This is a genomic window from Halococcus sediminicola (assembly GCF_000755245.1).
In the GTDB taxonomy this organism is placed as follows: domain Archaea; phylum Halobacteriota; class Halobacteria; order Halobacteriales; family Halococcaceae; genus Halococcus; species Halococcus sediminicola.
Map to the genome: position 1 here is coordinate 1 of NZ_BBMP01000024.1, position 25,284 is coordinate 25,284.

Consider the following 25,284-nt stretch of genomic DNA (forward strand, 5'->3'; position numbering starts at 1 on the left):
CGATCGTCCAGATCGCACGCCTCGTACCCTCGGACCACTTCACCATGCTTGCCGCGATCGCCGTTCTGATACGAGACCGAAACCGCAAGCGGGAAGCGGAGTTCCCGCTCGCTGTCCTTGTACATCCGGTAGGTCGTCATGTACGATTTGTGCGTCTCGAGTTTCTCTTCGAGCCGGTCGCCTTTCTCGGCGACCGGCACGACTGTCGCAGCAATCTCGCGTGAGCGGCGGATGATGCGCTCGTTGTAGAAGCCGGAATCAGCCAGCAACAGCTCGATCTCGAAGGGATAGGCCTCGACGCGGTCGAGGACGCGCTCGACCGCGTCGGCTTGTTTCTCGTCGCTGCGGACGTAGGTCATCGCGAGCGTGATCGGCTTGCCGTTTGAGACGAGATAGGCGGTGCAGTATCGGTGGCAGGTCGTGGTCCCGTCTTTAGGGCTCATTCGACAAAGTTCGCCTATCTCGTCGCTGTAGGTCCCGTGATAGGGGTTATCGACGAAATCGATGGAGACGATCCTCGACCGGTCAGGGTCGAGGATCGTCATGGCCAACTGCATGAACAGCAGGTTGGCGGCGAATTCGAGCCAGCCTCGATCGAGTGTGTGGAGCCAGTCGAAGACGGTATCGTCGCAAGGAGCTTCGTGATTTTCGGCGCAAACCTCTCGAACGGAGCTCTGATTGGTGCTGGCAAGGATAACGACGGACCAGATGTCGCCAGGATCGAGGGGCGAGCCCTCGATCCCTGGCAAGGGAAGCTCTCCGATCACATCCGCCGCTACACCTTTGACGTCCCACGCCGAAAGGAATCCGTCTGGTTGGGGTAGCTGTAGCACATTCACTCAACCAGACATCTGCTCCAATCAGACCGATGCTTTAGCTCCGCCTCTCAACCCGATTGGGAACTACCGAGAGTGACTACCGAATAGCGCGGTGCGAAGAGTGCAGTAGCATGTTTCCAGCGTCAAACGCGCCCGACAGAGACTTCGCTCCGCTCAGAGATAAATCGGGCAAGTGTGTTCGCTGCAGAGGCGGGGAGTTCACACGGGTCGTCTTACAGACTGAGTAATCCGCTTGAGCCGTTCGGAGCTGAGGCACGCTAACGTAGGAATGATTCCGTGCCAGACAATGTCCGCGCCTATCAGTGCCGTGGTTCATTCCCCCGTGTTTCCCATTTTTCGAAAAAAATGAATCGAACGTGACTTCCTCGGGGATGAGGTCCACGTCGGTAGCGAGCGTTCGGCCGCCGGCATCGCACCGTTCACATACACTCGTCCGTTACAGCAGTTGAATGACAACGTTGACACTGGATGGGGCGCAGTTCTGGTACGAAGAAACGGGGACGGGACCACCGCTAGTGTTCCTCCACGGTGGCTGGATGAACGCCGACACCTGGCAGACGCAAGTCGAGCGCTTCGCCGAGGAACACCGAGTCATCACCTTTGACCTTCGTGGACACGGTCGAACGGGAGCAACCGACCGGCGACAGTACACAATCGAACTCTTCGCCGACGACCTCGAACGTCTGCTCGATCAGCTCGATGTCGAACGACCGATTCTCTGTGGCCTCTCGCTTGGGGGAATGGTGGTGCAGGAATACCTCGACCGACATCCAAACCGGGCAGTGGGCGCAGTCATTGGCGGGCCGCTTCAGTCGATGCCGCCGGTTGATCTCCCGCCCGGAATCAAACCGTTCATCTCGCCGTTACCGGGACTTGCAGCATCGCTCTCGGTCATCGGCCCGAGGGCGTCGTTTCAGTGGCTGCTCGGCGGTATCAGAATCATCAACGGTGGTCCGTGGCTGTCAGTCGATCCGGTGGTCAAGTCACAGGCAATGGACGCCGTCGGCGATATCTCGAACGAGGAATTCCGGAAAATCTTTAGCGCTCTCTACAAATACGACCCGCCCGAACTCTCTCATGTCGCAACCCCGACGCTCGTGATCTATGGCGAGCGAGAGACAGCTCCAGTCCAACGTCAGGGAGAGCGACTCGCGGCAACCGTCAACGATGGGGATTGGACGATGATTCCCGACGCGGGCCATCTCGTCAATCAGGACAACTCTGAGGCGTTCGATGGAGTCTGTGCGAAGTTTTTTGAGGAAATCACAGCATCGGTGTAGCGATGAGAGTGTCTCACAGTCCGCCGTCCTAACCGCGATCACAAACACGGGTACGGGTGGCGAGAGACGTCAGAGAGACGTTGGACGTGAACTGGCCTGTATGCAGGCAACGTGGCTTTACGAACGCTTGACAACCTCCAAACACCCATGGATAAAAGTGACACGGATTGGGACGGGTTCGACCCGGAGGCACGCGAAGAGCGGGAGATTGGCCGCGAGATGGTCTCGAAGAGCACGGGCTTGGGGTCGGTCGTCGCCCACTTCTATCGCGGGGAAATGAGTGTAGTCACGACGTGGCGTAGCCGCCTCGACGAAACCATCAACTGGGCAGTGACCATCATCTCGGCGATCCTCATCTACGCGTTCTCGACGGAGGGCAATCACGTGATCCTCCTGACTGGGATGGTCGTGATCGCCGTCTTCCTGGGCATCGAGGCCCGGCGCTATCAGGCCTACGACGTGTACCGTGCACGCGCGCGGATGCTTCAGGAAAACCTCTTTGCGAATACGCTTGACCCCTCACAGGGCGTCGAACACCGCGACTGGCGGCGCGAACTCAGCGAGGACTACCGAAACCCGACGATCAAGACACCGTACGTGGAAGCGCTTTCGCGGCGGCTCCGGCGGATTTACTTCCCGTTTTTCGCACTCATGCTCGCCGCGTGGCTGTTCAAGCTCATGGCCTTCTCGACCCAGCCGGTGCTCGAAACGGCCGCTGTGGGGAACGTTCCGGGGTTCGTCGTGTTCGGCGTCGTGGGATTGTTCTACGCTCTCATCACTGCAGTCGCGTTCTGGCCGCGTGAACGCCAGTCGAAGGGCGAGTTCAGCAAGGTCGAACACGGCGAGTGGAAGGAAGCCGAGTGACGTCCAGCCCACCGCGTTCGCCTTTTTTGGCGACCCTGATGGTGTGATTCCTCGGAATCAATACGTCGAATTCAGCCCGTCGGATTTGGAAACGGTGGGTGCACGGACGTATGCTCAACGAATAACGTTGAGCAGTAGAAGCAGCGTTCTCAGTGATAGGCGCTAGTCGACGACCTCTGTTTCTCCCCACACGTCCTGTTCGTTCTCGCGTGCGATGATGGGTGATCCGAGAGCCGTCCACCTGATTCATGTTCAACGCATCGCCGTCTCCTCTGGCGCTTGTTTTGCTGGCGTGAACTCCGCTGCGATGGATATCTTTGCTCCCGTCGAGACGATCGTACAGCCGAAGCCGTAGTAGTGCTCTTCAGCGGTTGAGTCGTAGTTCCATGTGGCATCGTCCTCCGGGGAGACGATGGTATCGATGATGAGACCGAAGAGAGACTCAACGCAGCACTCTGGAAATATAGCGAACGTATCGCGACACTCATCGAAGAAGAACTCGACGAGTTTGTCCGCCGAACTCAGAGCTGACTCCGTGTATAGCCCTCGTCCTTGGATTTATGTATTTCATAGATGATCGCCAGTTGGCCCTAATCAAAGCTGTCGTAATTGTCAAAGAATAAAAATATTATGGGTATATTCATAACACTGGTTGGAAGTTTTTTATCCGCGATTCAGCAGCATCTGTATGCGATTTCGCACTTCATCGGGGGAGTCGTAGGTTTCGTCGTCAAGTGGGATGAACAGTTCATCGATGGATTTCGAGCCACCCTGTGATTCGACCTCATGGTCGCCATAAGCCTCGATCAGTTCATCCGTTGTCGTTGGGTAGTCGTGGTTTTCGAGAGCTTCATCGAGGTCGCCGAGCGTCTCGCCGGTGTCGTCGCGTGGCGGTTCGGTTTCGTCGGCACGGTCACGCGCATCCTCAACGTCCCGCTCTCGCTGGCGTCGCTCTTCGTCATCCGCTTGCTTGTCTCGGCCCTTTTTGTTGTCTGCCATCCTCTGATATAGAAGAGCGATTGGCATAACGCTGTGGTCGCTCATCGAGACGACCATCGTGACACACGAGACAGTTTACATCTCATCCGCATCCAACGCGAGGGTATGCGACGCTCGATTGCAAAACACCACGTGTAACACTGAACCGTCCTACTGATGGGCTACAGGTACGCAGCGTCCCAGCGGGTCGCCTTGCGGAGATTACCACACTGATTGCATTCGATGTGTCCCATCGAATCCATGGCGTTGTCCGTTGTTTCACAGCTCGAGCAGAACCAGCCGTAGAGCTGATTGCGGTCTTGATTCAGGTACGACGGATGGAACGGCCCGTCCGACCCCCGAGAACTCTCGGCGAAGTCAATGTATATCTGCTCGCCATCGGTCGCGGTCCGCGGTTCTAACTCGCTGAGTTCGGTCCCTTCTTCCCCGTATACGTTCTCGATGTGGTCTGTGCCAGCAATAGTTATCGTCCGGTCGTAGAGCTTCTCGAATCCGCGGGTGGTATAGAACTGGTTTCCCGCCTCGTTCTCAGCCAAGACCAACCCCGTGATACGCTCGGTTCCACGCTCTGTGAGCAGTTCTCGTGTCGCAGCGAAGAGGTCCGTGGCGATGTTTCGTCCCCGATGATCGGGATCGACGTGCAGCCACAGGATCCGTCCTTTGTCGACTGTTTCGAGAATGTGGCTCTGGGAAAAGCCGACGACGTCGTCATCGGCCGCGACAAGGAACACCATTTCGTCACTGTCGAGGTAGTCATCGAACATATCCGCCCCGTACCATTCCTCGACAGCCGTCTCGATTGTCTCATCACGGAGAACGGAATATGACGCCGCTAACGACTCGCGAGCGATTCGTCGTACCGAATCGATATCTGCTGACTCAAGCGGGCGAATCTCCATGCGTATCCATGTGCTTGAAAGCGCATAAACACACGCTCTCCACCAGTGTGTCGCAGTCGGTACTCCAGTTCGACGGCGGAGCTTCGTCATCAGTTCTCGGGATCGGGAACCGAAGCCGATTGGAGGCTGCAGCCGAAGAATGCCTGTTAGTCGAGTCAGAATCTTACTCTGGAGCGATGGATCTAGAAGGGATACGGATAAATATTCCAGAAAAACCACGTCCAACCGGAGCGATATGGACTCTCGCGGTGAACACATCGAAATGATGGTTTCGGTAACGGAGTTGTCAGTGCACCCAGTGGCTACTCAGTACCGTCCCAACCGTGGACTAGCTAGGTTATCTCCTCTGAGCGCGTAGCTACCAGAATGGGACGGAAGAAGCACATCGTCGATCTCTCGGAGGAAGAACGGAGCGAACTCGAAGAGTTCGCTTCGAAAGGAGAGCACCGAGCAGAGGCCATCAACCGCGCAAAGATTCTCCTCAAAGCTGACGACGGGCTCACAGATACGAAAATCTGTGAGCACGTCGGATGTTCGATCGGGACACCATACCGGACGCGCAAAGCGTACTCCGAACGAGGGATTGCGGCGATTCATCGCCGCAAACCCGACCGCGACTACACACCGAAACTCGATGGGCGCGGTGAGGCTCATTTGGTCGCTCTCGCCTGTTCAGAGCCACCGGAAGGGCGAACTCGCTGGACGTACGCGCTTCTCGCCGACCGCCTTGTCACTCTTGAGGAGATCGAATTCGATTCGATCTCCGAAGAAACCGTGAGACAGCGGCTAAAAAAACGACCTGAAGCCACACCGCTCTGAGTACTGGCTCATTCCTCCCAAAGAGAACGCTGAGTTCGTCTACCGCATGGAAACGATCCTGTCACTCTACGAAAAACCGTACGACGAGACTCGTCCAGTCATCTGTTTCGACGAATCTAGCAAGGAGCTCCGAAAGCACGTCCGCGACCCGCTCCCGGCGACACCGGGAGCGGTCGCTCGAACGGATCATCACTACGAACGCAACGGGAAACGAATGCTTCACGTGGCCACTGAACCGTTGACTGGTCGGTGCCGCCTTCACGTGACCGAGCGTCGACGGACGTGTGAGTGGATCGACTGCATGGTCGCAATTGCTAACGACTACCCGGATGCGGACTGCATCCGGGTAGTCTTAGACAATCTCAGCACTCACAATCCGGCTGCATTCTATCGATTTTTTCCGCCTGAAAAAGCACGCGGGTATCTTGATCGATTCGAGTTTTACTACACGCCCACGCACGGGAGTTGGCTGAATATGGCCGAACTGGTCTGGAGCACGCTCCAGACGCAGTGTCTCAATCGCCGTATTCCGGACGCAGCGACCCTCCGGTCGGAGGTCGCTGCGTGGGAAATCGAACGAAACGAGATGAATATCACGGTCGACTGGCAATTCACAAACAAGGACGCTCGAACGAAACTTCATCGTCTCTATCCGACGATTGAGGAGGTAGAGAACTAGTCATTCCACGGTTGGGACGCTACTCAGTGTAGCTGCAACCGTAATCTCACTAGTTCTCTTCAAGCGGTACTGGGTAGAGCTGGCGTAGCTTGATTCGGGCGTCGTCAGTGGTGAACTGCCAGTCAATCAGACCATCAGCAACGTTACGACGATCCTGCCACGCAGCGACCTCCGACCGGAGAGTCGCTGCGTGATAGATTCGCCGATCAAGACACTGGCGTTTGAGTGTACCAATCTCGATTTCGGCCATATTCAGCCAACTGCCATGCTTTGGCGTGTAGTGAAACTCAAAGCGGTCGAGATACGCCTGTGCTTCATCCGGCGGGAAGAACCGATAGAAGCCGGCGGGATTGTGCGTATTCAGATTGTCGAGCACCACCCGGATGCAGTCCGCATCCGGGTAGTGCTCATCAGCGAGTTCGACCATCCGGTCGATCCACTCGCACGTTCGTCGTTTCTCGGTGATCTCGACGTTCACCCAGCCGGTCAACGGTTCGGTGGCGAGATGGAGCTTTTTCTTGCCGTTCCGCTTGTAGTGCGTATCGACACGTGCGACCGCTCCCGGTTCCGCCGGGAGCGGGTCGCGTTTGTGGCCGCGAAGTGCCTTGCTGGTTTCGTCGAAGCAGATGACGGGACGATTCTCGTCGTATGGTTCGTGGTAGAGGTCGAGGACATCCTCCATGTAGTAGACAAACTGGCCATCATCTTCAGCGGGAATCGCCCAGTAATCGTAGAGATGCGGTTTGAGGATGTTTTTTTAGCCGCCGTCTCACGGTTTCGTGAGAGATCGACTCTAGTCAACGAGGAAAGTTCTGGGTATAGAGGAAAGAGGATCTCACGCTTCTACATCCACAGACGGCAGATCGCCATTAGCCGATATGCAAAACTTCTCTTGGTCACTAAAGTCGATCTCGTCGAGGGTCACGAGTTCGTCGGCGAGGAGATGCAGCGTCCAGCGAGCGTGCCCCTCGGGTGGGTCGGAACAGGCGAGTTTGATGAGACGTGCTTCAGCGTCTCCGTCGAGCTTGCGCTTGTATTCGCGGTCGGGCTTGCGGCGATGAATCGCCGCGAGCCCTCGCTGACAGTAGTTTTTGCGTGCCTTGTACGGAGTCGCGATACTGCAGCCGACGTGCTCACAGATCTCTGCATCTGTGAGCCCGTCGTCAGCCTTCAGGAGAATCCGTGCCCGCATGTTGTCCTCAGCCTTGCGTTCACCGGTCGAGATGAACCACTCAAGCGTTCTGCGTTCTTCCTCAGAGAGATCGACAACGTGCTTCTTCCGGCCCATTCCCGTAGATACGTGCTCAGAGGCGATAATCTAGCGAGTACAAATGTGAAGCTACACTCAGGTCGGTTCCTGTTGGCCCACCAACACTCTCGCTGTCATGGTCCAGCAGTCATCGCGGTCGTCAACACCGCGTTTAACCTCGTACTCAACATCGACCGCGCCGGGTCGAAAGCACGTCGGCCAACCTCCAGGCCATCTCGATATGTTCGACGGCTTCTGCAAACGCGGGGAACATTTACTGAGTGAATTCGCAGGCGTCATCAACCTCGCCGCTCCGGCTATTCTCGCCGAGAGCGTCGCTAGTCTCGTTGTAGAGGTTGGTGCGTCAGCTGTAATCGCCGCTAGTCTCGATTCTCATAACCACAATTTCACACATCGGGTTGTCAAAGGTATTCTGTTCGGGTGACTGAGCAGTCGTTTGCCGTCGCGGCCACAGACCGCTGTGCGCTTTCCCAAGAGGAGAACGAGACAGACAGACGGGCGAGCATTGACATCCACCTCAAAGACTATCCGGCGGGGGACCGTATGTTCGAATCGGAGCACGACCTACACGGTGCTCTTTCACAGTGTTGAGGATCGAGCCGTTGGCCTCTTCTAACGTGGAATTTCCCTGTGGGCACGCCTCTCCCGAGGCAATCAAACCCCATGACATCCAATCGTTCCGACCCCATGTACGAGGCCGAATTCGAGAGCCGTCTCCACCAACTCATCGATGAAGCCCGCGACAGAAACGCACCGATGTACGGTGCCTTCACCGTTCGCTCTCCCGATCCGGATGTGCAAGATTACGATATCGAGATCACACCCGTGACCAACCGAGTACCCATGTAGCCACGAGTGGTCCGCCGGTCATCCCTGCGAGGGTAGGTTGGACACCCAAGCCGCTGCTTTATTAATTCACCCCACATTCCACCGATGGTTGCCGAATCATGGAAGGGTGGAGAGGGTTCATACGTGTAGATACAGTCATGCCGATAGAGGAAAACCATCAATGAGCGCCATCGTTGACGTTACCGTTCCGGCGACCGATTTCGAACTCGGTCGCTCGTTACAGTCCACCAACGACGGCGCGCGTTTCGAGCTCGAACGAATGGTCCCCACTACCGACCGGATCATCCCTTTCTTTTGGGTCCACGACACCGATTTCGAGGCGCTCGATGCCCACCTCGCCGACGACGAGAACATCCTCAGCGTCGCCCTGTTGGACGACTTCGACGGACAGGCGCTCTTTCGCATCGAGTGGCCCGCCGACATCAACGGTTTCGTCAAGGCGACCAGAGACCACGAAGCGGCGATCCTCGACGCGGTTGGCACCGCCGACCGGTGGGAGTTTCAACTGCGATTCCCGGACTCGGCGGACATCTCCGCGTTCCGCGCCGACTGCGAACGGGCGGGCGTCACTCTCGACCTCAAGCGCCTCTATCACCCCGACGAACCGGACGTCGAGGCATCGGGCCTGACCCCCGTCCAGCGCGAGACACTGCTCACCGCGCTCGAAGAGGGTCATTTCGCCATCCCGCGCCGTATCACCACCGAGGAACTCGCCGACAGGATGGCAATTTCCGATCAGGCCGTGAGCGAACGCCTCCGCCGGGGCCAAACCACCGTCTTCACGTCGCTGTTGCTCGCCGACGCCACGGCCGACGACGACTGATTTCCGCCGAAGCGCACCTTGGATTTCCATGCTAACCAGTTACGCAGCTGCCGAAAAACAGTAGCAAACGGGAGCATCTATCAATGCAAGAGTGTCTGAACTGTGGTGGAGTCGTCACCGACCAGTACGCACGTGTTTTCGCACCGCCGGATGTACAGGGCGTGCGTGTCTGTCCGAGCTGCGAGGACAAACTGCGCGAGGGGGCCGAGGTGCGCGAGGCACACTCCTCGCGTCACACGGGCCAATGAGCGATGGCACGCAGTCGGTCGGCCCGCCGACGCCACGACCCACGGCATCCGCCGGGGCAACCAGCGCCCGATTCGCCGTTCCGGCCGAGACGTTCGCGCTCGGCCCGCTGTTCGAGCGAGCGCCGAGTGCGCGGGTCACCCTCGAACCCGCGGTGACCAACCCTGACGACCACGCGCTGCTGGTCGTCCACGCGGACGAACACGAGCGAGTAGCGGTCGAGGGCGCGCTTCGGGCCGACCCGGCGGTCGCGGCGGTCGAATCGTTCGGCACACACGACGACGGCTGGCGCTACCGGGTGACGTGGGACGGTCGTACCCTCCAAGTGATACGGCGACTCCTCGCCGCGGGCGTCTCGATTTTGGCCGCGGACGGTCGGTCGGGCCGCTGGAAGCTACGACTGCTTGCGCCCGACCGTGACGCGATGTCCCGAGCGCACGAGGCACTGGAGCAGTTGGACTGCAACCCCGACTGTCGAAGCATCATCAGTTTCGACGGCGAGCAGTCGGACCGTGCCGCGATGACCGACGAACAACGCGAGACGCTCGTCACGGCGTTCGGGATGGGCTATTACGGCATTCCGCGGGAGGTCACGAGTGCGGAACTCTCCGACCATCTCGGTATCAGCCATCAGGCGCTCTCCGAGCGATTCCGGCGAGCGCACAAACAGCTGGTGGAATCCGAACTCGTCTTCGACTGAGCGAGACTGCTGATGAGGACGTCGATACCCTGACCCTCACAGTATCTCGTTCTCGAAGCAAGCTGGGACTCAATACGGCTACTGTCGAGCGTCTGCTGTTCAGCGTGTTTCTCGATGCGACCATCGGCTCGATTCTTCCTCGGGAGACGATATTTGATGCAATTTGGAAGGCGACCACACGAAACACTCGTTGTTACGAGCACGGCGCACAAACCCACACCGGAACTCGATACGCGATCTCTCGTGATTGAGACCCTCGCCGTTGGCATATCCGTACTGGTTTGCACAGCCCTTACGATGCTGGTCGCGTTCTGGAAGTGGGTGTGAGGTTGTGGGTTTGATCGTCCCATGAAGCCGTAGGGAAGGGAAGTGGAGGTATGGATATCCATGCCGCTCGTTTTTGCTGGATGAAGGACTATTCAGATAGTGCTATGAGAGAATCACGCGCGGAGGCGAGACTAGATGTCTGAATGTCGGAACCGCGACGCATTCGCCCCTGTTAGTACATGTGTGCTTTCGAACTCATAGACATGAGCGGTATGCGCGTCCGTCCAAATTGCAGGAACGAACTCTGCGATAGTATCAGTATATTTTCATCTTCTGTATACATATATAGAGCAATAGGACCAACCACAGCTATAGTAGCAAGAGACGTTCACGGTAGACGGCTCGGGAGGAATTGGTGGTAGAACTCCTCTCCGCTGTTAATCTCTTCGTTGCGCTCTTTCTGGTGGCTCTGAACGGGTTTTTCGTGGCCGTGGAGTTCGCGCTCGTGAAAATTCGCCCGACGAGAGTCGAGACGCTCATCGAGGAGGGAACGTCCGGCGCGACACTCGTCAAAGATGCCATCCAGAACCTCGACGGCTACCTCGCGGCGTGCCAACTCGGGATTACGCTCGCCTCGCTGAGTCTGGGATGGGTCGGCGAGCCTGCCGTCGCAGCACTCATCGAGCCAGTGTTGGGTGTGTTCCTTCCGGAGGGAGCCATTCACACCATTGCAGTCGTTCTCGGTTTCGGAACCATAACGTTTCTCCACGTGGTCTTCGGCGAACTCGCTCCGAAGACGCTCTCGATTCAGGACGCAGAACGGATTTCGCTCATCGTCGCTCCACCGATGAAGTTCTTCTATTATCTGTTCATCCCCGGAATCTACGTCTTTAATGGCACTGCCAACTTCTTCACCGGTCTCCTCGGGTTCTCTCCCGCCTCCGAAACCGACGAGGCACACACCGAAGACGACATCCGGATGCTCGTTGCCCAGTCGAGCGAGCAGGGTCTCGTCGAGGAAGAACAACAGGGTATGATCGAAGGCGTCTTCGAACTCCAAGACACCGCCGTCCGCGAGATAATGGTCCCTCGTCCGGATGTCGAAGTCCTCGAAACGAAGATGAGCATCGAGACGCTCCTCGCGGTCACAGCCGAGGGAACTCATTCGTCCTATCCGGTTTTGGACTCCGAGGCCGACGACCACGTCGTCGGTGCGATTCACATCGAGGACCTGTACCGAACTATCCAGTCCGGTGACAACTCGTGGACGGCCCACGACCTCGCCCGCGAGGTAGTCATCGTTCCCGAGAGCCGGCGCATCGCTAGCCTCCTCACCGAGTTCCAAGATCGGGAAATTCAGATGGCGATGGTGATCGACGAGTGGGGTACGTTCGAGGGAATCGTGACGATGGAGGACATCTTGGAGGAAATCGTCGGCGAAATCAGGGACGAGTTCGACGTGGCCGATGACGAGCCATCCATCAGAAAGCTCGAAAACGGCGAGTACTCTATCGACGGTGGTGTTCCCATCGAAACGGTAAACGAGGTTCTCGACACCGAGTTCGGGAGTGAGGGTTCCGAAACAGTCGGTGGATTGGTGTTTAATCAGCTGGGCCGTTCTCCCGAAGTCGGCGATAGCATGAACCTCGACAGCTATGCGTTCGACATCGACGAGGTCAACGGCAGCCGAATCTCCCACGTCGTTGTCCGGAAAGAGGTCCAGCGGAACGTGGACGTTCCCGATTGATCGACCCCATTGAACCGCTAGACGGCGGCGTGATGGTCGGTAGCTCGAAGGGGATGAAGCGGGTGGATGCTATACTGTCGGACAGAAGTATTTCATCAGCCGCTATCGAAAGCGGATGGACGGGACCGAATCAACTGCGCTGATGGCCGATGGATTTCTGTCCGACAGTATAACTCACATGGAGTCGGATCGAGACGAAGCTTCGTCAGCGACTATCCACTACTGCTCGGTGCGAGAGGTTTCGTCAATGGTGCTCTGGCACCTCACCTGCTGAGGGTGGGTATCCATGCAGTGCATTTTCACCGGTCCCGTTCATGTTCACGCATGGAGGCACGCCAGGGATTGAAGACCGACCCCGGTTGGCGTTGACTCTCTGGCATCACCAATACGCCAAGGCAGTCGAGTCCAACATCCCTGACTGCGACCCCATTCTACCGTCAGAATGCCATCATACAACACAGCAACGACGCAGCAGAGCGAAAGCCGAATAGTGCGGTGTGAACAGTGTCGCAGTCTCTCCCCAGCCTCGAAAACACCCCGTGGGAAGTTCGTTCCACACAGTGCCAGAGCGGGCAAGTGTGCTCAGTGTGGGAACACTGAGTTCGATCAGGTCGTCCTCCGAACCGACTGACGTGCTTCGCGTTTCAGAGTCGTGTGGGGCTGTTTGAGTGCTTCAATCGAGAACAAATCGGTCAGTACCCACAGCACCCGGTCTCGGACTGTACGGGTCGCTTCGCGCCCATCTGTATCAGTCACGGTACGGCGAGGAGTTCGTCCAGTTCTGTGGTCTCTGGAAGTGTGCGACAGACATCACGACATGGGATGAGCGGCTTGCCACGGCATACGAGGCGTTCCGCACGCCTGCCTTGGAATTCCATGCTAACCGTTCTTTCATCAACAGCCCGTCGGTCGATGGTGGACAATGTTCAGCAGTTAATAATAGCCGGGACCTATAGCTACCCGGTTCGTATTCGCATTCTTCGTGCGTTGAACGAACATTCGCGGAACGCGCGACAACTCGCAGAGGACTTGGATCTCGACCGTGAGACGACCGACCACCACCTCGAAATTTTCATGAACAATGGGATTGTCCGGTGCAGTAGCGATGAATTCGGCACTCTCTATCGCCTAAGCGATCAGATACGGGTTCAGGATTGGTCGGAGAGGTTTTCATATGAATTTGCCACTGAGTGAATAATAACTCCTCCTGTTGTGCGGAGAGTGCTCTGTTATGGCTCAATTTTGCGGTCTGCAATGCCCTATCCGATTAAAAAAGCGGAAGCTAATCGCCATTCTGAGATGCCAGCGTAGCTTTCAATTGTCGTCGATCCGCCCACAGTACCCCTCGAAGTCATCTGATGTCTCGTGTGTGCCTTCGGAGTCGGCGAACTCACAGCGCACAATCCAGCGGTATCTCCGATAACTCAATTCAAATCCAGTTCGTTCATACGGCCCCAAATCGTCTCGCCGTGTTCTGTGAGACCGTACAGTCGTCCCTTTCTCCGATCATCCGAGACGAGAAGCTCGACTAACTCTCGGTCACTGAGTTGGTCCAACGCCCGCGAGATATGCGTTATCAGAACGCCCTGGTCGCTCGCGATGCGTGACGGAATCGCCGGGTCGTCCGAAAGACGGTCGAGCGTCTTCACGCGGTACCGCGATCTGATGACGAAGCTGATTACGTCCCACTCGTCGGCCACGTGTTTGTTCATAATTTCTCCAGTCGCAAATTGGCACCGAATGGGTATCCTCTTTTAGTATTTTCATCCGACTGAAACGACGAGAATCTCCCCCCCCCCCTCTCCCTCCTACCACTATCCTGCATAGCCATCCGTTCTAGGCTAATCCTGTCGTGACTGGGACGAATTGGTCAGGAGTCTGCTCTTCCAATCGGAGAACGCAATCGATCGCTGGATCGGAGCCCGTTGAGGAGCGCTCACGCCGGTGAGCGCTCCGAGTTTTTCGATAAACGCGAGTGCTGTAGCTAAGGAATCCTGCGAATCCAGCCCGATCACGCCGGATTACGCGAGGTCAGCGTCGAATGGTTCGTACTGCACCTCGTCAAGCAACGAGATGCGGTGAGTGTTCGGGTCTAGCGCATCGTTCATCAGCGATTCGACCAACTTCGGCGGTTCGTAGCCGAGTCGCTCGGCGACTCGGCGGAGAATCCGATCACTGTGCCGCCCGAACGCTCGTGCCCACCGTTCTCGGGGCAGGAGCGACGACGCCTCCACGTCGTCGCTGCCGTCCTGCTGTGCTTCGATGATCTCAATGAACAGCTCCCGGAGCGTACGGCTTACCACGAGCGAGAGCAGCCCAATCAGAATCAACGCTTCCACTACTTCCGGTTTTCCCGAGTTGATCTCATCGAGTCCGTACGTGGTCTTGAGCTCCCGAAAGAGAAGCTCCGCCTCCCAGCGCGCCTGATAGAGCTTCGCTATATCAGGCGCGCGGTAGTCCTCTGCGGGCAGGTTCGTGATGTAGCAGTGGTAGCGCTCTTCTTCGTCGTTCCAGACACCGACGACACGGAACGTCTCAACGGCACGGCTCCGCGTGCCGTTGTAGATGCGTCGCTTGAACTCGACTTCACCGTCGACGTCGATGACGTCGCGGTGAAGATCGTCGAGAATGTCCTGTATCTGCTCTCCTTCGAGGGAAATGGCGTCGCCACGCCATTCTCTGAGTTCAGCCGTGATCTCCGGATTTGCGTTGGGTTTGAGTCGTGTGAGAAACCAGCCGCCGTTGGCGTCGATCAGATCCATCGTGCGGTAATCGAAGTAGGCCTGATCGAACAGCAGCAACGCGTTCTCCACCCATGGACCAGTAGAAAGTTGTGTGAATTCATGCGTGCGCGCGTCAGTGATGGTGAATTCAGCCGGGAGACCGCTACTGACGGCTTCGACCACGTGGAGCTTCGCTCCAGCGTGGTCGTCGCCATAGCCGGGAAACGTCTCAAATAGCGACTGATACAGCGTAATGACGGTCGCATCTGCGATGAAGACCTCACGGAACTGCTCGAAGCGACCCTGAAGACGGTCATTCTCGTGTTCGAGGTCCTCAAGAGCACGCTTGAGGACCTCTCGAAGGAATTCGCAAAGAGCGGGCATGAACCACTCGTGGAAGGACGAATAGCTGAGTGAACCGCCAAAGGTTTCGATGTACTCCTGACGGAACTCTTCGAGGGTTCTGTAGTTGCCGGAGAGGAATCCGATAGCAAGTGACCAGAACAGGGCGTCAGCCTTCAGTTTCCCGCCGTCACGCTGGATCAGCCCGGTTGCGCGAGCAAGCTCGCGCAGCCGGCTGTTCGGAAACGTCTTCACCAACCGTTCCTCTATCGCCGAATCCGGTGGCAGCTTCATTCCACTTTCCACCGGCTTCTCAGAGCGCTAAGGCTGGCGTTCTTCGGCTATCTCGAAGTTAGCCTAGAACGGATGCCTGCATAGCAAGCTGCTGTCGGGTGAGAGCACAGCTCTCAACGAATCTAACGAGTCGCTGGTGAATAGCCCACAAGCGCTCGCTTGGAAACCATCGAGGATACAGTCACCGTCTCACTCACGCTTCACTGCCACACGCGCTAACGTATCGCCTTCGACGGCAGTCGCCTCCTGTGTGAGCGAGTAGAGCACCCCATCACGATCCGCTTCTACGGTCTGTAGCCTCTCATAGGTCGTCGACGCATAGAGCGCACCCAACCGCTCGCCGGTCGAGACTTCCTGTCCGAGCTCGACAGCAGGGTCCGTGCGAAACAACCCTGAGTCATTGGCAGCGACGCGGCTGAGGTGGTTTCGTGCGAGAACGGTGTGGCCGTTCGACTCCGGCTCGCCGTCGAGCATACTGAGGTGGCGCAGGACGTTGAGTATGCCAGTCACACCCGTTTCGATTGCGGGCTCGATGAGCTGTTTGTTGTGGGCGAGTTCGGGTGTGATCGACGGGATTTCACTCTCGGCAGCGGTAACCCGAAACTTGCCGCCGAAGCCGCGAGCAGCCCACTCCTCGTCGGCGTCGTCGCCCGCTGGTTCGCCAAGCAGGAGGTCCGTGCCAAACACGTCCGCGAGAGTGCGGGATGCATGATCGTTCTCTTCGAACACGACGTGCGTAAGCGTGCTCGGACTGCCTGTATGGAGGTCGATGACAGCATCCGCTCCGCTCGCAAATTCCCAGAGACGTGCAGCCATGCGTTCGTGGAGCGACCCGGTGGAATCGCCCGGCCAGACCCGGTTCATGTTCGCGTTCACCGAGTCAAGCGATTCGGACGTTGTATAGGAGACGCGGTCGAACGTGAGCGGGTCCGCAACTGGAACAGCGATGAGCGTTCCTGCAAGCGCGGTGGAATCGAGTCGGTCGTGCAGACGGCGGAGGACCTCCGTCCCATTGACCTCACGACCGTGCTGGGCGGCCTGCACGTACAGGGTCGGTCCCGAGTCGCTTCCAGCGTACGTGTGAACGGTCGTCGTCACTTCGATGCCCGAGGGAAGACGGGCAAGGACGATCCGTTCGACGGTGTGCTCAGTCATGGGTATACTGTCTCTCGCATGGTTATATGTCGAGAGCATGGGTCAGTAGCTGACCAAACCGGCTGATACCGATCACGAAAGTTCTGGCCTCGCTCGTCACAGTCACCACGGTCCTGGCTGGTCGGTTGTGGCTTGCAGACCGTCCATCGGACGCTCGTGGCGGGTTTGCTGTCGCGTTTCGGTGCTCAGCAGTAGCGTTTCGACATCACGTTCGAGTCGGTCGGCGTATTCGAGCCGAATCCGTCGCGCCTCAGTGACGGAGATGGGTGATTCATGACTGATATCCGTCGAAATCGGCTGATAGTCGCGCGGATCGATGGACATCGCTTCGAGATAATCCCACACTGCCGGGGAGTCGAGACCACGCTCGATTGCCGCTGCTGTGAGCTGCGTGAGGTCGTCGAACGCAGGGATACGGATACGCTGCGGCCCGACGCTCGGCTCACCGATTTCGACGGGTTTCGTGGCTGTCTGGCCGACGAGCCGGGAAACATCGCATGTGAGTTCGACGATTTGTGAGGGGAGCGCCGTATCGGCTGTTCGCCATTCGACGGTCGGGAACCGTTGTCGGACGCGAACCGGCGTCATCACCGAATTTTCGGGCTGAAAGTGTGTCGTGAACTCTCGATCGGACACTCCACGGTCGGCCGCGAGCGTGCGGAACGCCTCGTATGCCGTGGCGAGTCGGTCGTCCCATGTAGCGACGTCGGGCGTATACTCCCAGAGGTCACGATAGCGGGCGAATTCGTCGCTGCACAGCGACCGATAGGCGTAGGGACGCGAGGCGTGCATCGGTCGCCCGCCGGCGTAGCACGGCGACGAACTCACGAGTGCGAGCGCAGGGTCGAGCGCAGTGAGGAGATTCACCTGTCGTGGGATGTTTTCGGCATCGAAATGGATGTGTGTACCGGCACACTGCTTTGCGGGTTCGATATCGCTCCCGTAGATCCGTTCAAGGAGCTGTCCCCGCTCGCTCACTGCCGGTGATGAGTTAGCCGAAAGCGGCGTCCCGAGCGGAACGAGGTGTTTCCCACTCGCGTTGGCTGCGGCAAGCACCGTCTGGAGCGTCGATTGGAGCGCGTTCCGGAGTTCGGACTCGGTTTCGACCGGTGGCGTCTTGATTTCGATGAGCGATGCGATGAACTCGGGCTCGACACACTCGTGTACAGCAGTCAGTTCGCGCCCATCGCAGAGCGCGCCCGTTTCATCGACGACCCAGTATTCGGCTTCCACTCCTACTTTCATGAATTATCCGTCACCCCTTCCCCGCAGATCTGGGCTATACGTACCTATAGGTCCGAATACAGATACACCTCGGACTTGGATATCCATGTTCAAAATCGTCTCACTGTCGAGAGAGTACTATTTTGAGGACTGAGATCATACTGCTTTTCGAAACATTCCAGCCACAGCAAGAATTCATTCGAAATCGGGTGTCCCCTGTCTTCGTCCACAGGGGTTGGGGTGTCGATCATGTTAGTTCTCAATTAAATTCGGCGTTTGAGCCATACTTACAGATATATCCTGCATATCATTCTCCCGCGATTAAAAACAAACGTGCTGGACGAGTGCCTATCCAAGTAGATCTTTAACCTGATCGACGTCGTCCACCCCGACGATAAACGGCGAGGCGCGGTTGACGACTTCGGTCACGCTCAGTTGTGGCTCGAAGGCGTCCGGGAACGGGTTCAGCGAGGCCGACCCGGCGGGAAGCGGCTGGTTGAGCGTCCGGAAGTAACTCGCGTGGCGGGCCTCGATGGCGAGGATCTGGGCGGCCGCTGCGAGATACTCTTCGGTATCGACAGCGGGCGCGGCGGCGGTGTAGGCCCCAGCACCGGTGTCTTCGAGCGCCTGCGCGATGTCGACGAACTCCTCGAAGGTTTCGTAGGGGAACTCGAACTCGACGTCGCTGGCGAAGTTCGGGTCCTCACCGACCTCTTCGAGAACGCCTTCGAGCGCCGTGACATGGGTCTGTTCGTGGTCGCGGACCTGTTGGAGCCGTTGGAACGTCGAGTAGCGTATCGACGGATTACCGTCGAACTGCGCTGCGGTGTCCGAGCGCTCGACTTGGTGTTCATCCAACCGACCGCCGTTCTCGTCGCCCTTGGTGCCCATCTGGCCGACCGGAGCGGTCCCGGCCGCCTCGGTGTAGAAGGTCGATTCGAGGCGTTCGAGCAACAGTGCAAACTTGACGATCTGGACGTCGTCGAGTGCGCCGTAGCCGTTGGGGTTGCTGTCTTCGTAGTCCGAATCCGAGTACGGCTCCTCGGCGTGGGCCGCGGCCGCCGAACCGCTCCCGAGCGCGCCGAGGGCGGCGGCTCCCGCCCCGACCTTTGCGGTGTTGGAAAGAAAGCCGCGTCGTGACGGTGCGAAGTCGCTTAGCTGTCCCACGATGTTGGGACTCGCTTGAGTGAACTTCGTGCTGTCTGTATTCTTGGAGCTATCGGGCGTGCGTTCGCTATTATTATAGTCACGTTTCATTGGTAGTTGTGCGGTTTCGCACATGCTATTTTTCTTAGCGATAGATAATATAGCCGTAGCATGGACATCAATGGTTGTTGGCCCAACGGGGACACGTATGCGATTGATACTCATACTCATCGTGATGTTGGGGAGGGTTGTGCGCTAACCCCGACACCTGTATCAACGAACGCCTCGGTCAGCTCTCACCTCTCGCATCCGCTTTCTCTCCCTTCATTCACCCGCCGATACCGGAGTGGCAAGGATCGAGACAAAGACGACAGATCCGCCTATTTCTCTCCCCGAGTTTCATAGTCGAACCCGAAGAGGGAGTTCATATGGCAACAGTAAGCGATGGATCGAGTCGAAGCGACCAATACAGGTTCATTATCACAGCAGCAGGGACCCGGTATGCGACCGTGGCAGTCGGTCTCATCCTTGGACTTCCGATTGTTGCCTATCTATCGGGGAATACGACGATCCTGTTCTACGTCCATATTGGGCTGGCGGCGTTTTGGTTCGGGACCGATTTTTTCTTTCGCTACGTGCTGGCACCCGCAATTGAAGAGTCGGGTCCAGAGACGGCTGTCGCTCTTATTCCGAGCCTCTCTTCGAGATTAATGGTTGTCGGTGAGTCGCTGACTCTCGGAACTATCGGTTCGGGAATCGGACTCGCTCACCGTCTCGGATATCTCGCTCCTTCGACTATCTGGGTTTGGGGGCACTCAGTGTCGCCGTCGTGATGATCTTCATCGCCTTCGTCCCACTTCACCACTCTCAAACGCAGATGCTCATTGAGCTTGATGGCCCAAAACCGGATAGTGAGGTGGTCACGAGACTCAACGCGACGGCTATGCAGTGGCTCATGGGAATGACCAGCCTCTTTCTGGTCATTTTGGTCATGATGGTTGGAATGCGTGGACTGATCTGATAGCGCGAGACGAGGGTAGTACGCGAACGCAGCGAGCGCTTGATCGGTGCTCGGGGGTACCGACTGAGCGTTTTTCCGAACCGGCGTCGGTTTCGGTAGGGAGAAGCGCGCTCGCGGACAGGGATCGCCTAGCTATCGTCAGCCGGGCTATCGCTTTGCGTATCCTTGGAGTCCGGGTCTGGATTCGTATTTGAAGAATCCGGGTGCTCGTTTGCTGCCTTAGTTGCCTCTGGAGCAGGCGCAGCCCCTGGTGTCGTGTCCGTCCCGAAGAGGCCGTCGCCAGAGAGGCGGGCGGTGACCGTTTCGCCGCGAGCGAGCTCCGGCAGCACGAGCACTCCGGCTTGCCCAGATACTCCGAGGTGAGCGTCCCGCCCTCGCGGTAGTAGCGATACAGATATGGGCCGTGTTTTTCTCCATCGGTCATACACTTGCAGGTCTCGTCACCGCAGGTCACCATCTCCTTGACTACCGTTCCCTGTCCCTCGGACGAACCCTCGACTGGCTGGGCTTGCTCGGGGAGTTCGTTCTCTCCAACCGGCCGCTGGGACCACTCGATCAACTCGTCGAGATACTCGCGCGTTTCCGAGAGCGTCTCGCTGTCCTGTTTCGGCAGTCCTTCGGCGAGATACTTCGGCAGCGACGGTGGCGCTGTCGGCGGATCCTCTCCGGCCATGATACCCTTATGTACAGTCGAAGAGGCATAAGCCCATCAAGAGTTACACAAGGCGAACCCTACACCGCTCAGAGTACGAATCCACCACCTCGACGCAACCATCTCTCCTCTCTGATTCGCGGCTCAGCCGCTTTCCGCCCCCGGCTCGAACGTACTGGCGGGCGAAAATTCGGTCAACTCTTCGATTTCCTGTTCCAGGCGCTCGACTTCCTGACGCAGGACATCCGCTTCGGGGTCGTCGCTGACTGCCAGTCGGTCTTTGAGTCCCTGCAAGCGCGTCTCCTTACGCTCTTCGTCGACTTCTGCCTTACGGACGTACTCGCTCTCGCTCACGTCGTAGATCGCCGATTCGGGGACGGAGACCACATCCATCGCTTCCTCAACCTTGCTCCGGTCGACGCCGAGTAGCTGCTGGCGGTCGATGCCGGTTTCCACGAACGCTTCGAGCACGTCCTCGTCGTCTTTGAGCGAGCGATTTCGGCGCGTCGTTCGCTGGACCGACCCATACTGACCGTGCAGCGGTCGGTCGTGCCCGACGCGCTCTAAGAGCACGTCGGCCACATCCTTGCGCAGGTCGTTCGCGTTGCGCTGAACGTCCGACAACAACGTATAGAGGTTGACCAGCACGGGCGTCTCGACGCTTTCGAGTGCGCTCATGTCCTCGCGTTCGAGCGCGTCGATCAGCAAGAGCATGTCCGAATAGACGTCGATGTCCGGCTCCTCACGCTCTCGATCCTGTTCATCGCTCGTTTCCGCGCCCGCGCCCATCGACAAGTGTGGTGCATCGTCCAGCACTGCGCTCTCGTCGGCCTCGTCGAGTTCGGTCAGCGTGTTCTCGCGTTCGTCGAGCACGTAGCGCGGATGGAGAGCGAGCACTGCCGCGTACGGTTCGGCTTTCGGCGGTAGGCGTTCGAGTTCGTAGCCACCAGTCGCCTCGCGTGCGTGTTCGGCGAGCGCCTCGAACTGCTCGCGTTGCAGCGGTTGAGAATCGCCCGAATCGACGTCTTCGATGATGATGCGCTGGTTCTGTACGTCGGTAATGTGGAACCGCTTCGAAGCCAGCGGTGTGATCAGCGTCGCCTCCTCGGGGAGTTGCTCACACCGCTCGATCAGCGTGCCCCACGTCGCGCCGAACGGAATCGCCATACTCCGACTCAGAGACCCACAGTCTAAAGAGCCGTGGCCACACACCGGACTCCGAGTGAAAACCGTCCTCTTCCGTATTCCGTGTCCATCGACCGTCGGTCGTGAGGCTCCCAGCTCTCGGAGAGAAAGAGAGAAGCTACTCTGCTCAGGGGCTGATCTCGTAGTATGCGATCTCCTCTGAGTCGCAGAGGGGGCACGAATCGGTCTCCGGTTCGACGTTTGCTCCACAGTTGCGGCACTCGACAACGTACTCCTGTGTCGAGCGTGAGAGCATCCGTTTGACTGTCTGTATCATGAGAGAGAAGGAGAGCGCGACAGCGCTCTTTCGAGGTCCGAACCTGCGGTCCTCAGCGTGGATAGCTCCCAACCAGTTATAGAGCCTTCCCAAGCGGACTGAAAGTGGCATCTCAAAATAGTGTTTTCACTGCCATAGCAAAGAATACAAGACTCATCCAACCGTTCAAAATTGAAATATAATAGTAATATATGATCAAATCAGGGTTGGATTTATCCGGCAATTATAACTGGTTCCGGTTTCAGTGGCCATGCACGGAGCACGCCCCAGCAGCCATACGGGTTCTTCCACGGTAATGGGAGCGCCGTGCCACCTCCTCTTGACGGGGACCCCCCCCCCCCTGTTTTGGCACGCCTTCGTGGGAGGCATTCAACAATGAACGCAAGCGTTGGGGAGTCCGAGGAGCCAATAGACGACACTGACCGACCGGCGAGTCTCATCGCCGAATACACCGTCGAGATACCGAACTGGCGTGACATCACGAACGGAGCCTCCGGAATGCAGTTCACCCTCGAACAGATGGTTGCCTGTGATCCGGAGACGGTAGCGGCGACGTTCTGGGCTGAAGCTGGCGACTTCGACGCCTTCGAGACCGCACTCCGACAATCCAACTCGATAACCGACGTGACAGTCCTCGACGAACAGACCGACGGACGAACACTCTACCGAGTGCGTCTTCCTGCCGCGGAAACCACCTACTGGGCGTGGATTGACCTCGGCGGCGTCTTGCTCGGTGGAACCGGAGCGAACGGGAGCTGGACACTCCGGATGCGGTTTCCGAACCGTCAAGCGCTGCGCGCTTACCGCAAACACTGCAAGGAGCACGGGATTTCCTTCAGGCTGAAAACACTTCGTAAGGGCGGATCGTCAGAAAAGTGCCCCAAAATGACTACGCCTCAGTACGAAATGCTTGAAATGGCCGTTGGGGCCGGCTACTTCGAGGTGCCGCGCGGAATCACATTGAGCGAACTCGCCAACAGCTTCGAGATCTCCGACCAAGCCGCTTCCGAGCGGCTGCGACGTGGGCTCTCAAACATACTTACTACCGCTACATACACAGATCACAAGCAGCCAACTCAGAGGTCTTAGAGAGGTCCGAATCCGTCTACGGAGTCGAATCGCTCATGTCGTGAGGTTTCACCCGAGATGGATAGCGCCATCCGCTATCTGATAAAGACCGATTCGAACACAACTATGCTTCCACCCGTTATCGGGACTCAAGTTAGAACGTATGGCTCAGAGGGTCACGTCTAGAGAGCCGTGGGCGGCACACCAAATTTCGACTGTAATCCGGCGATTCGAGCGTCCTGCCACCTGAAAAGAGTCGATTCCCAGTGGTCGTTCATTCGTCGGTTGGCGTGATGTAGACCTGCTCGTCGACGACGTAGATGTAGCCGCGGCTTTCGAGCTGGGCGAGCGCTGTTTCGGCGTCCGCTTCGCTGAAGCGCTCAACATCGGTGATCACGTCGATGGCCTCGTCTCTCGGGAGGTTTTCGCCGATCCCGCCGGCCGCGTCGGTCAGCAGCGCAAGCGTGTCATCGGCGAACGGCGGTATCCGCCGCCCTTCATCCATACCTGTTCTTCCAACCAGCCGTATATGAATCTGTGTCCGTCACTCGGGGTTAGAGCTCGTCAAGGTACTCGATGCCTTCTTTCGAGACGTTCGCCTCGGTGATCGTCTCGGGTAGCCAATCGGGTCCATCCTCAGGTGCTTGTTCGCGCCATCCCCATCGTAGGGGTGGAGTTTCTCCGCTCAGGCCAGCACCGACCGCTCGGCATTGATATCCACCCTGAATCACTATGAGGCTCCGTGACAAACAAACAGATGGGTCTGTTAAAGCATCGACAGGCCCCAAGCGTCAGGAACAACCCCCTCCCCAACCACCACTGTTCCGCTGGAGTTCAGTCGACTCCCATTGGCAGCGGTTCGGCGGGCATCTGTCCCGCTCGAACCGTTTGCCGAGAGTGAATGATTCTTCAGCCTTTGCGTTACCGAACCGTCCATACGTTTTGGTTTTGGCGGTCGAATCGGCCCGCTGTCGGCGATGTCATGTGCCCTTATGTACACTCGTCGCCGGGCAAGGCTAGCGAATGTACATAAGGCAGACCTCGACGAACGGCTGGGTGCACGCTGTGCCGACTACGTCGAGAGATTCGGTCCGATATCTACGCAATTTCACCGATGGAATGAAGTACCGGGAATCGAGTTACGGCACCATGTCCGAGTGTCTGAACGGTGGCGCGTTCGTCACCGAGCGGTACGTACGGGTGTTCGCCCCGACCGGCATGGAGACGGTGCGCGTCTGTCCCGACTGTCCGGATATGCTTCGAGAGAAGGGTGGGGTACGCGAGGCGAAATCTTCCCGGCAGTAGCTCGGTAGCCGACCACGCCGCGTCAAGTTGGGCAACGAGTGCCGAAGCGTCCGTTGCAGGAAGTGGCGCTCGTGTTCGAGAGAGATTGATGCTGATCTTCGGAATTCACGCATCACAAATTGTCGTCTCGTTGAAATCGGCGTGCGAATACAGAGAGTGGATTCAGCAGAGAGGTCACCACAGACGGAGTTTATCTCAGCACAGACGGCCCAATTTGTGAGGTCAGTGTGTTGGACCGTTATACTATCGGCCTATGAGTCCCAGTATCCGTTTGCGAACGTCATCGGCTGAATCATATGTTTGGTCATCAGTTGAAGCGAGTACGTCCGCCAGAGATTGCTTGCCACCCTGAGTTTCGAGTTCATACTCGCCATAGGCCTCAACCAACTCATTTGTCGTGGCTGGATAGTCGTGCGATTTGAGCGCTTCATCAAGGTCACCAAGCCGCTCAGCTGGATCATCGCCCATCGGTTCCTTCTCATCGCCGCGGGTCCGGACCTCCTCTACCTCCCGCTCGCGCTGGCGCTCCTCTTCACGATCCGCTTGCTCATCTCGTCCTTGTTTATTGTCTGCCATATACCGCAGTAGGGTATCCAGGCGGATAACGGTAG

The 25,284-nt window shown here is 57.7% G+C and carries 24 protein-coding genes and 5 pseudogenes; 13 read left to right on the forward strand and 16 right to left on the reverse strand.

Annotated features, from left to right (window positions below):
- On the reverse strand, positions 1 to 833 hold an 833-nt coding region (locus ACP97_RS15200), incomplete at its 3' end, for an ISH3 family transposase (RefSeq protein ID WP_049998813.1).
- A gap of 455 nt (positions 834 to 1,288) precedes the next feature.
- Here ACP97_RS15200 and ACP97_RS15205 point away from each other — a divergent pair.
- Complete coding sequence (locus ACP97_RS15205; protein ID WP_049998699.1) at positions 1,289 to 2,119, forward strand: alpha/beta fold hydrolase; 831 nt, start codon at positions 1,289 to 1,291, stop codon at positions 2,117 to 2,119.
- A 147-nt stretch (positions 2,120 to 2,266) separates the two neighbouring features.
- Positions 2,267 to 2,983 carry a DUF2270 domain-containing protein gene (locus tag ACP97_RS15210; protein ID WP_049998700.1) on the forward strand — a complete coding sequence of 239 codons (717 nt, stop codon included), beginning with the start codon at positions 2,267 to 2,269 and terminating at the stop codon, positions 2,981 to 2,983.
- Between the two features lie 255 nt (positions 2,984 to 3,238).
- On the opposite strand, the pseudogene ACP97_RS20015 reads toward ACP97_RS15210, so the two are convergent.
- A pseudogene (locus tag ACP97_RS20015) lies at positions 3,239 to 3,382 on the reverse strand (IS5/IS1182 family transposase); the annotation flags it as partial.
- On the opposite strand from ACP97_RS20015, the pseudogene ACP97_RS21440 reads away from it, so the two are divergent.
- A pseudogene (locus tag ACP97_RS21440) lies at positions 3,380 to 3,514 on the forward strand (DUF7539 family protein); the annotation flags it as partial. The pseudogenes ACP97_RS20015 and ACP97_RS21440 sit on opposite strands and share 3 nt — an antisense overlap.
- Before the next feature lie 132 nt (positions 3,515 to 3,646).
- On the opposite strand, the gene ACP97_RS15215 reads toward ACP97_RS21440, so the two are convergent.
- On the reverse strand, positions 3,647 to 3,982 hold the full coding sequence (locus tag ACP97_RS15215) for a DUF5789 family protein (RefSeq protein WP_049998701.1): 336 nt from the start codon (positions 3,980 to 3,982) through the stop codon (positions 3,647 to 3,649).
- 161 nt (positions 3,983 to 4,143) lie between these two features.
- Positions 4,144 to 4,881: a GNAT family N-acetyltransferase gene (locus tag ACP97_RS15220; RefSeq protein WP_049998702.1), complete on the reverse strand. Its 738-nt coding sequence runs from the start codon at positions 4,879 to 4,881 to the stop codon at positions 4,144 to 4,146.
- Positions 4,882 to 5,247: 366 nt separating this feature from the next.
- On the opposite strand from ACP97_RS15220, the gene ACP97_RS20520 reads away from it, so the two are divergent.
- Together ACP97_RS20520 and ACP97_RS20525 are read left to right on the forward strand one after the other, a co-directional pair.
- On the forward strand, positions 5,248 to 5,700 hold the full coding sequence (locus ACP97_RS20520) for a helix-turn-helix domain-containing protein (protein ID WP_049998703.1): 453 nt from the start codon (positions 5,248 to 5,250) through the stop codon (positions 5,698 to 5,700).
- 10 nt (positions 5,701 to 5,710) lie between these two features.
- The gene (locus ACP97_RS20525) at positions 5,711 to 6,379 is read left to right on the forward strand and encodes an IS630 family transposase (RefSeq protein WP_237561210.1); all 669 of its coding nucleotides are present in this window, start codon (positions 5,711 to 5,713) and stop codon (positions 6,377 to 6,379) included.
- Between the two features lie 49 nt (positions 6,380 to 6,428).
- Here the strand turns inward: ACP97_RS20525 and ACP97_RS15235 are convergent, their stop codons facing one another.
- Together ACP97_RS15235 and ACP97_RS15240 are read right to left on the reverse strand one after the other, a co-directional pair.
- Positions 6,429 to 7,130, reverse strand: a complete 702-nt coding sequence (locus tag ACP97_RS15235) for an IS630 family transposase (protein WP_202593644.1) — start codon at positions 7,128 to 7,130, stop codon at positions 6,429 to 6,431.
- Between the two features lie 162 nt (positions 7,131 to 7,292).
- Positions 7,293 to 7,667 (reverse strand): annotated as a pseudogene (locus ACP97_RS15240) (helix-turn-helix domain-containing protein); the annotation flags it as partial.
- Positions 7,668 to 8,312: 645 nt separating this feature from the next.
- Here ACP97_RS15240 and ACP97_RS20020 point away from each other — a divergent pair.
- The 6 genes from ACP97_RS20020 (at position 8,313) to ACP97_RS15265 (ending at position 13,475) form a co-directional block, all read left to right on the forward strand.
- Positions 8,313 to 8,498 (forward strand): hypothetical protein, encoded by a 186-nt coding sequence (locus tag ACP97_RS20020; protein WP_154020038.1) that lies wholly within the window; start codon positions 8,313 to 8,315, stop codon positions 8,496 to 8,498.
- 160 nt (positions 8,499 to 8,658) lie between these two features.
- Positions 8,659 to 9,321: a helix-turn-helix domain-containing protein gene (locus ACP97_RS15250; RefSeq protein ID WP_049998708.1), complete on the forward strand. Its 663-nt coding sequence runs from the start codon at positions 8,659 to 8,661 to the stop codon at positions 9,319 to 9,321.
- A gap of 83 nt (positions 9,322 to 9,404) precedes the next feature.
- Positions 9,405 to 9,569, forward strand: coding sequence for a DUF7563 family protein (locus tag ACP97_RS20530; RefSeq protein ID WP_202593640.1), 165 nt, complete (start codon positions 9,405 to 9,407; stop codon positions 9,567 to 9,569).
- Complete coding sequence (locus ACP97_RS15255; protein ID WP_049998709.1) at positions 9,566 to 10,267, forward strand: helix-turn-helix domain-containing protein; 702 nt, start codon at positions 9,566 to 9,568, stop codon at positions 10,265 to 10,267. Before ACP97_RS20530 ends, ACP97_RS15255 begins: the two co-directional genes overlap by 4 nt.
- Positions 10,268 to 10,949: 682 nt before the next feature.
- Complete coding sequence (locus ACP97_RS15260; RefSeq protein WP_049998710.1) at positions 10,950 to 12,281, forward strand: hemolysin family protein; 1,332 nt, start codon at positions 10,950 to 10,952, stop codon at positions 12,279 to 12,281.
- Between the two features lie 912 nt (positions 12,282 to 13,193).
- Entirely contained in the window at positions 13,194 to 13,475 is a 282-nt protein-coding gene (locus ACP97_RS15265; protein WP_049998711.1) for a winged helix-turn-helix domain-containing protein, read from the forward strand.
- 230 nt (positions 13,476 to 13,705) lie between these two features.
- Here the strand turns inward: ACP97_RS15265 and ACP97_RS15270 are convergent, their stop codons facing one another.
- From ACP97_RS15270 to ACP97_RS15300, 7 genes and pseudogenes are all read right to left on the reverse strand, one after another.
- Complete coding sequence (locus ACP97_RS15270) at positions 13,706 to 13,993, reverse strand: ArsR family transcriptional regulator (protein WP_394297710.1); 288 nt, start codon at positions 13,991 to 13,993, stop codon at positions 13,706 to 13,708.
- Between the two features lie 309 nt (positions 13,994 to 14,302).
- On the reverse strand, positions 14,303 to 15,640 hold the full coding sequence (locus tag ACP97_RS15275; protein WP_237561201.1) for an IS4 family transposase: 1,338 nt from the start codon (positions 15,638 to 15,640) through the stop codon (positions 14,303 to 14,305).
- Positions 15,641 to 15,829: 189 nt separating this feature from the next.
- Positions 15,830 to 16,795, reverse strand: coding sequence for a succinylglutamate desuccinylase/aspartoacylase family protein (locus ACP97_RS15280; protein WP_049998712.1), 966 nt, complete (start codon positions 16,793 to 16,795; stop codon positions 15,830 to 15,832).
- Positions 16,796 to 16,897: 102 nt separating this feature from the next.
- Positions 16,898 to 18,040, reverse strand: a complete 1,143-nt coding sequence (locus ACP97_RS15285; RefSeq protein ID WP_049998713.1) for a glutamate-cysteine ligase family protein — start codon at positions 18,038 to 18,040, stop codon at positions 16,898 to 16,900.
- Between the two features lie 327 nt (positions 18,041 to 18,367).
- On the reverse strand, positions 18,368 to 19,186 hold the full coding sequence (locus ACP97_RS15290; protein ID WP_161782632.1) for a ferritin-like domain-containing protein: 819 nt from the start codon (positions 19,184 to 19,186) through the stop codon (positions 18,368 to 18,370).
- Positions 19,187 to 20,523: 1,337 nt separating this feature from the next.
- Positions 20,524 to 20,859, reverse strand: a pseudogene (locus ACP97_RS21300) (DUF6788 family protein); the annotation flags it as partial.
- Between the two features lie 123 nt (positions 20,860 to 20,982).
- The gene (locus tag ACP97_RS15300; RefSeq protein WP_049998715.1) at positions 20,983 to 22,005 is read right to left on the reverse strand and encodes a hypothetical protein; all 1,023 of its coding nucleotides are present in this window, start codon (positions 22,003 to 22,005) and stop codon (positions 20,983 to 20,985) included.
- 670 nt (positions 22,006 to 22,675) lie between these two features.
- Here ACP97_RS15300 and ACP97_RS15310 point away from each other — a divergent pair.
- Positions 22,676 to 23,389, forward strand: a complete 714-nt coding sequence (locus tag ACP97_RS15310; RefSeq protein WP_049998717.1) for a helix-turn-helix domain-containing protein — start codon at positions 22,676 to 22,678, stop codon at positions 23,387 to 23,389.
- A gap of 253 nt (positions 23,390 to 23,642) precedes the next feature.
- On the opposite strand, the gene ACP97_RS15315 is transcribed toward ACP97_RS15310, so the two are convergent.
- Positions 23,643 to 23,873: a hypothetical protein gene (locus ACP97_RS15315; protein WP_049998718.1), complete on the reverse strand. Its 231-nt coding sequence runs from the start codon at positions 23,871 to 23,873 to the stop codon at positions 23,643 to 23,645.
- 49 nt (positions 23,874 to 23,922) lie between these two features.
- Positions 23,923 to 24,030: pseudogene (locus tag ACP97_RS20025) on the reverse strand (non-histone chromosomal MC1 family protein); the annotation flags it as partial.
- Positions 24,031 to 24,517: 487 nt separating this feature from the next.
- Here ACP97_RS20025 and ACP97_RS20535 point away from each other — a divergent pair.
- On the forward strand, positions 24,518 to 24,673 hold the full coding sequence (locus ACP97_RS20535) for a DUF7563 family protein (RefSeq protein ID WP_202593641.1): 156 nt from the start codon (positions 24,518 to 24,520) through the stop codon (positions 24,671 to 24,673).
- Positions 24,674 to 24,916: 243 nt separating this feature from the next.
- On the opposite strand, the gene ACP97_RS19275 is transcribed toward ACP97_RS20535, so the two are convergent.
- On the reverse strand, positions 24,917 to 25,249 hold the full coding sequence (locus tag ACP97_RS19275; protein WP_079977682.1) for a DUF5789 family protein: 333 nt from the start codon (positions 25,247 to 25,249) through the stop codon (positions 24,917 to 24,919).
- Positions 25,250 to 25,284: the final 35 nt, after the last annotated feature.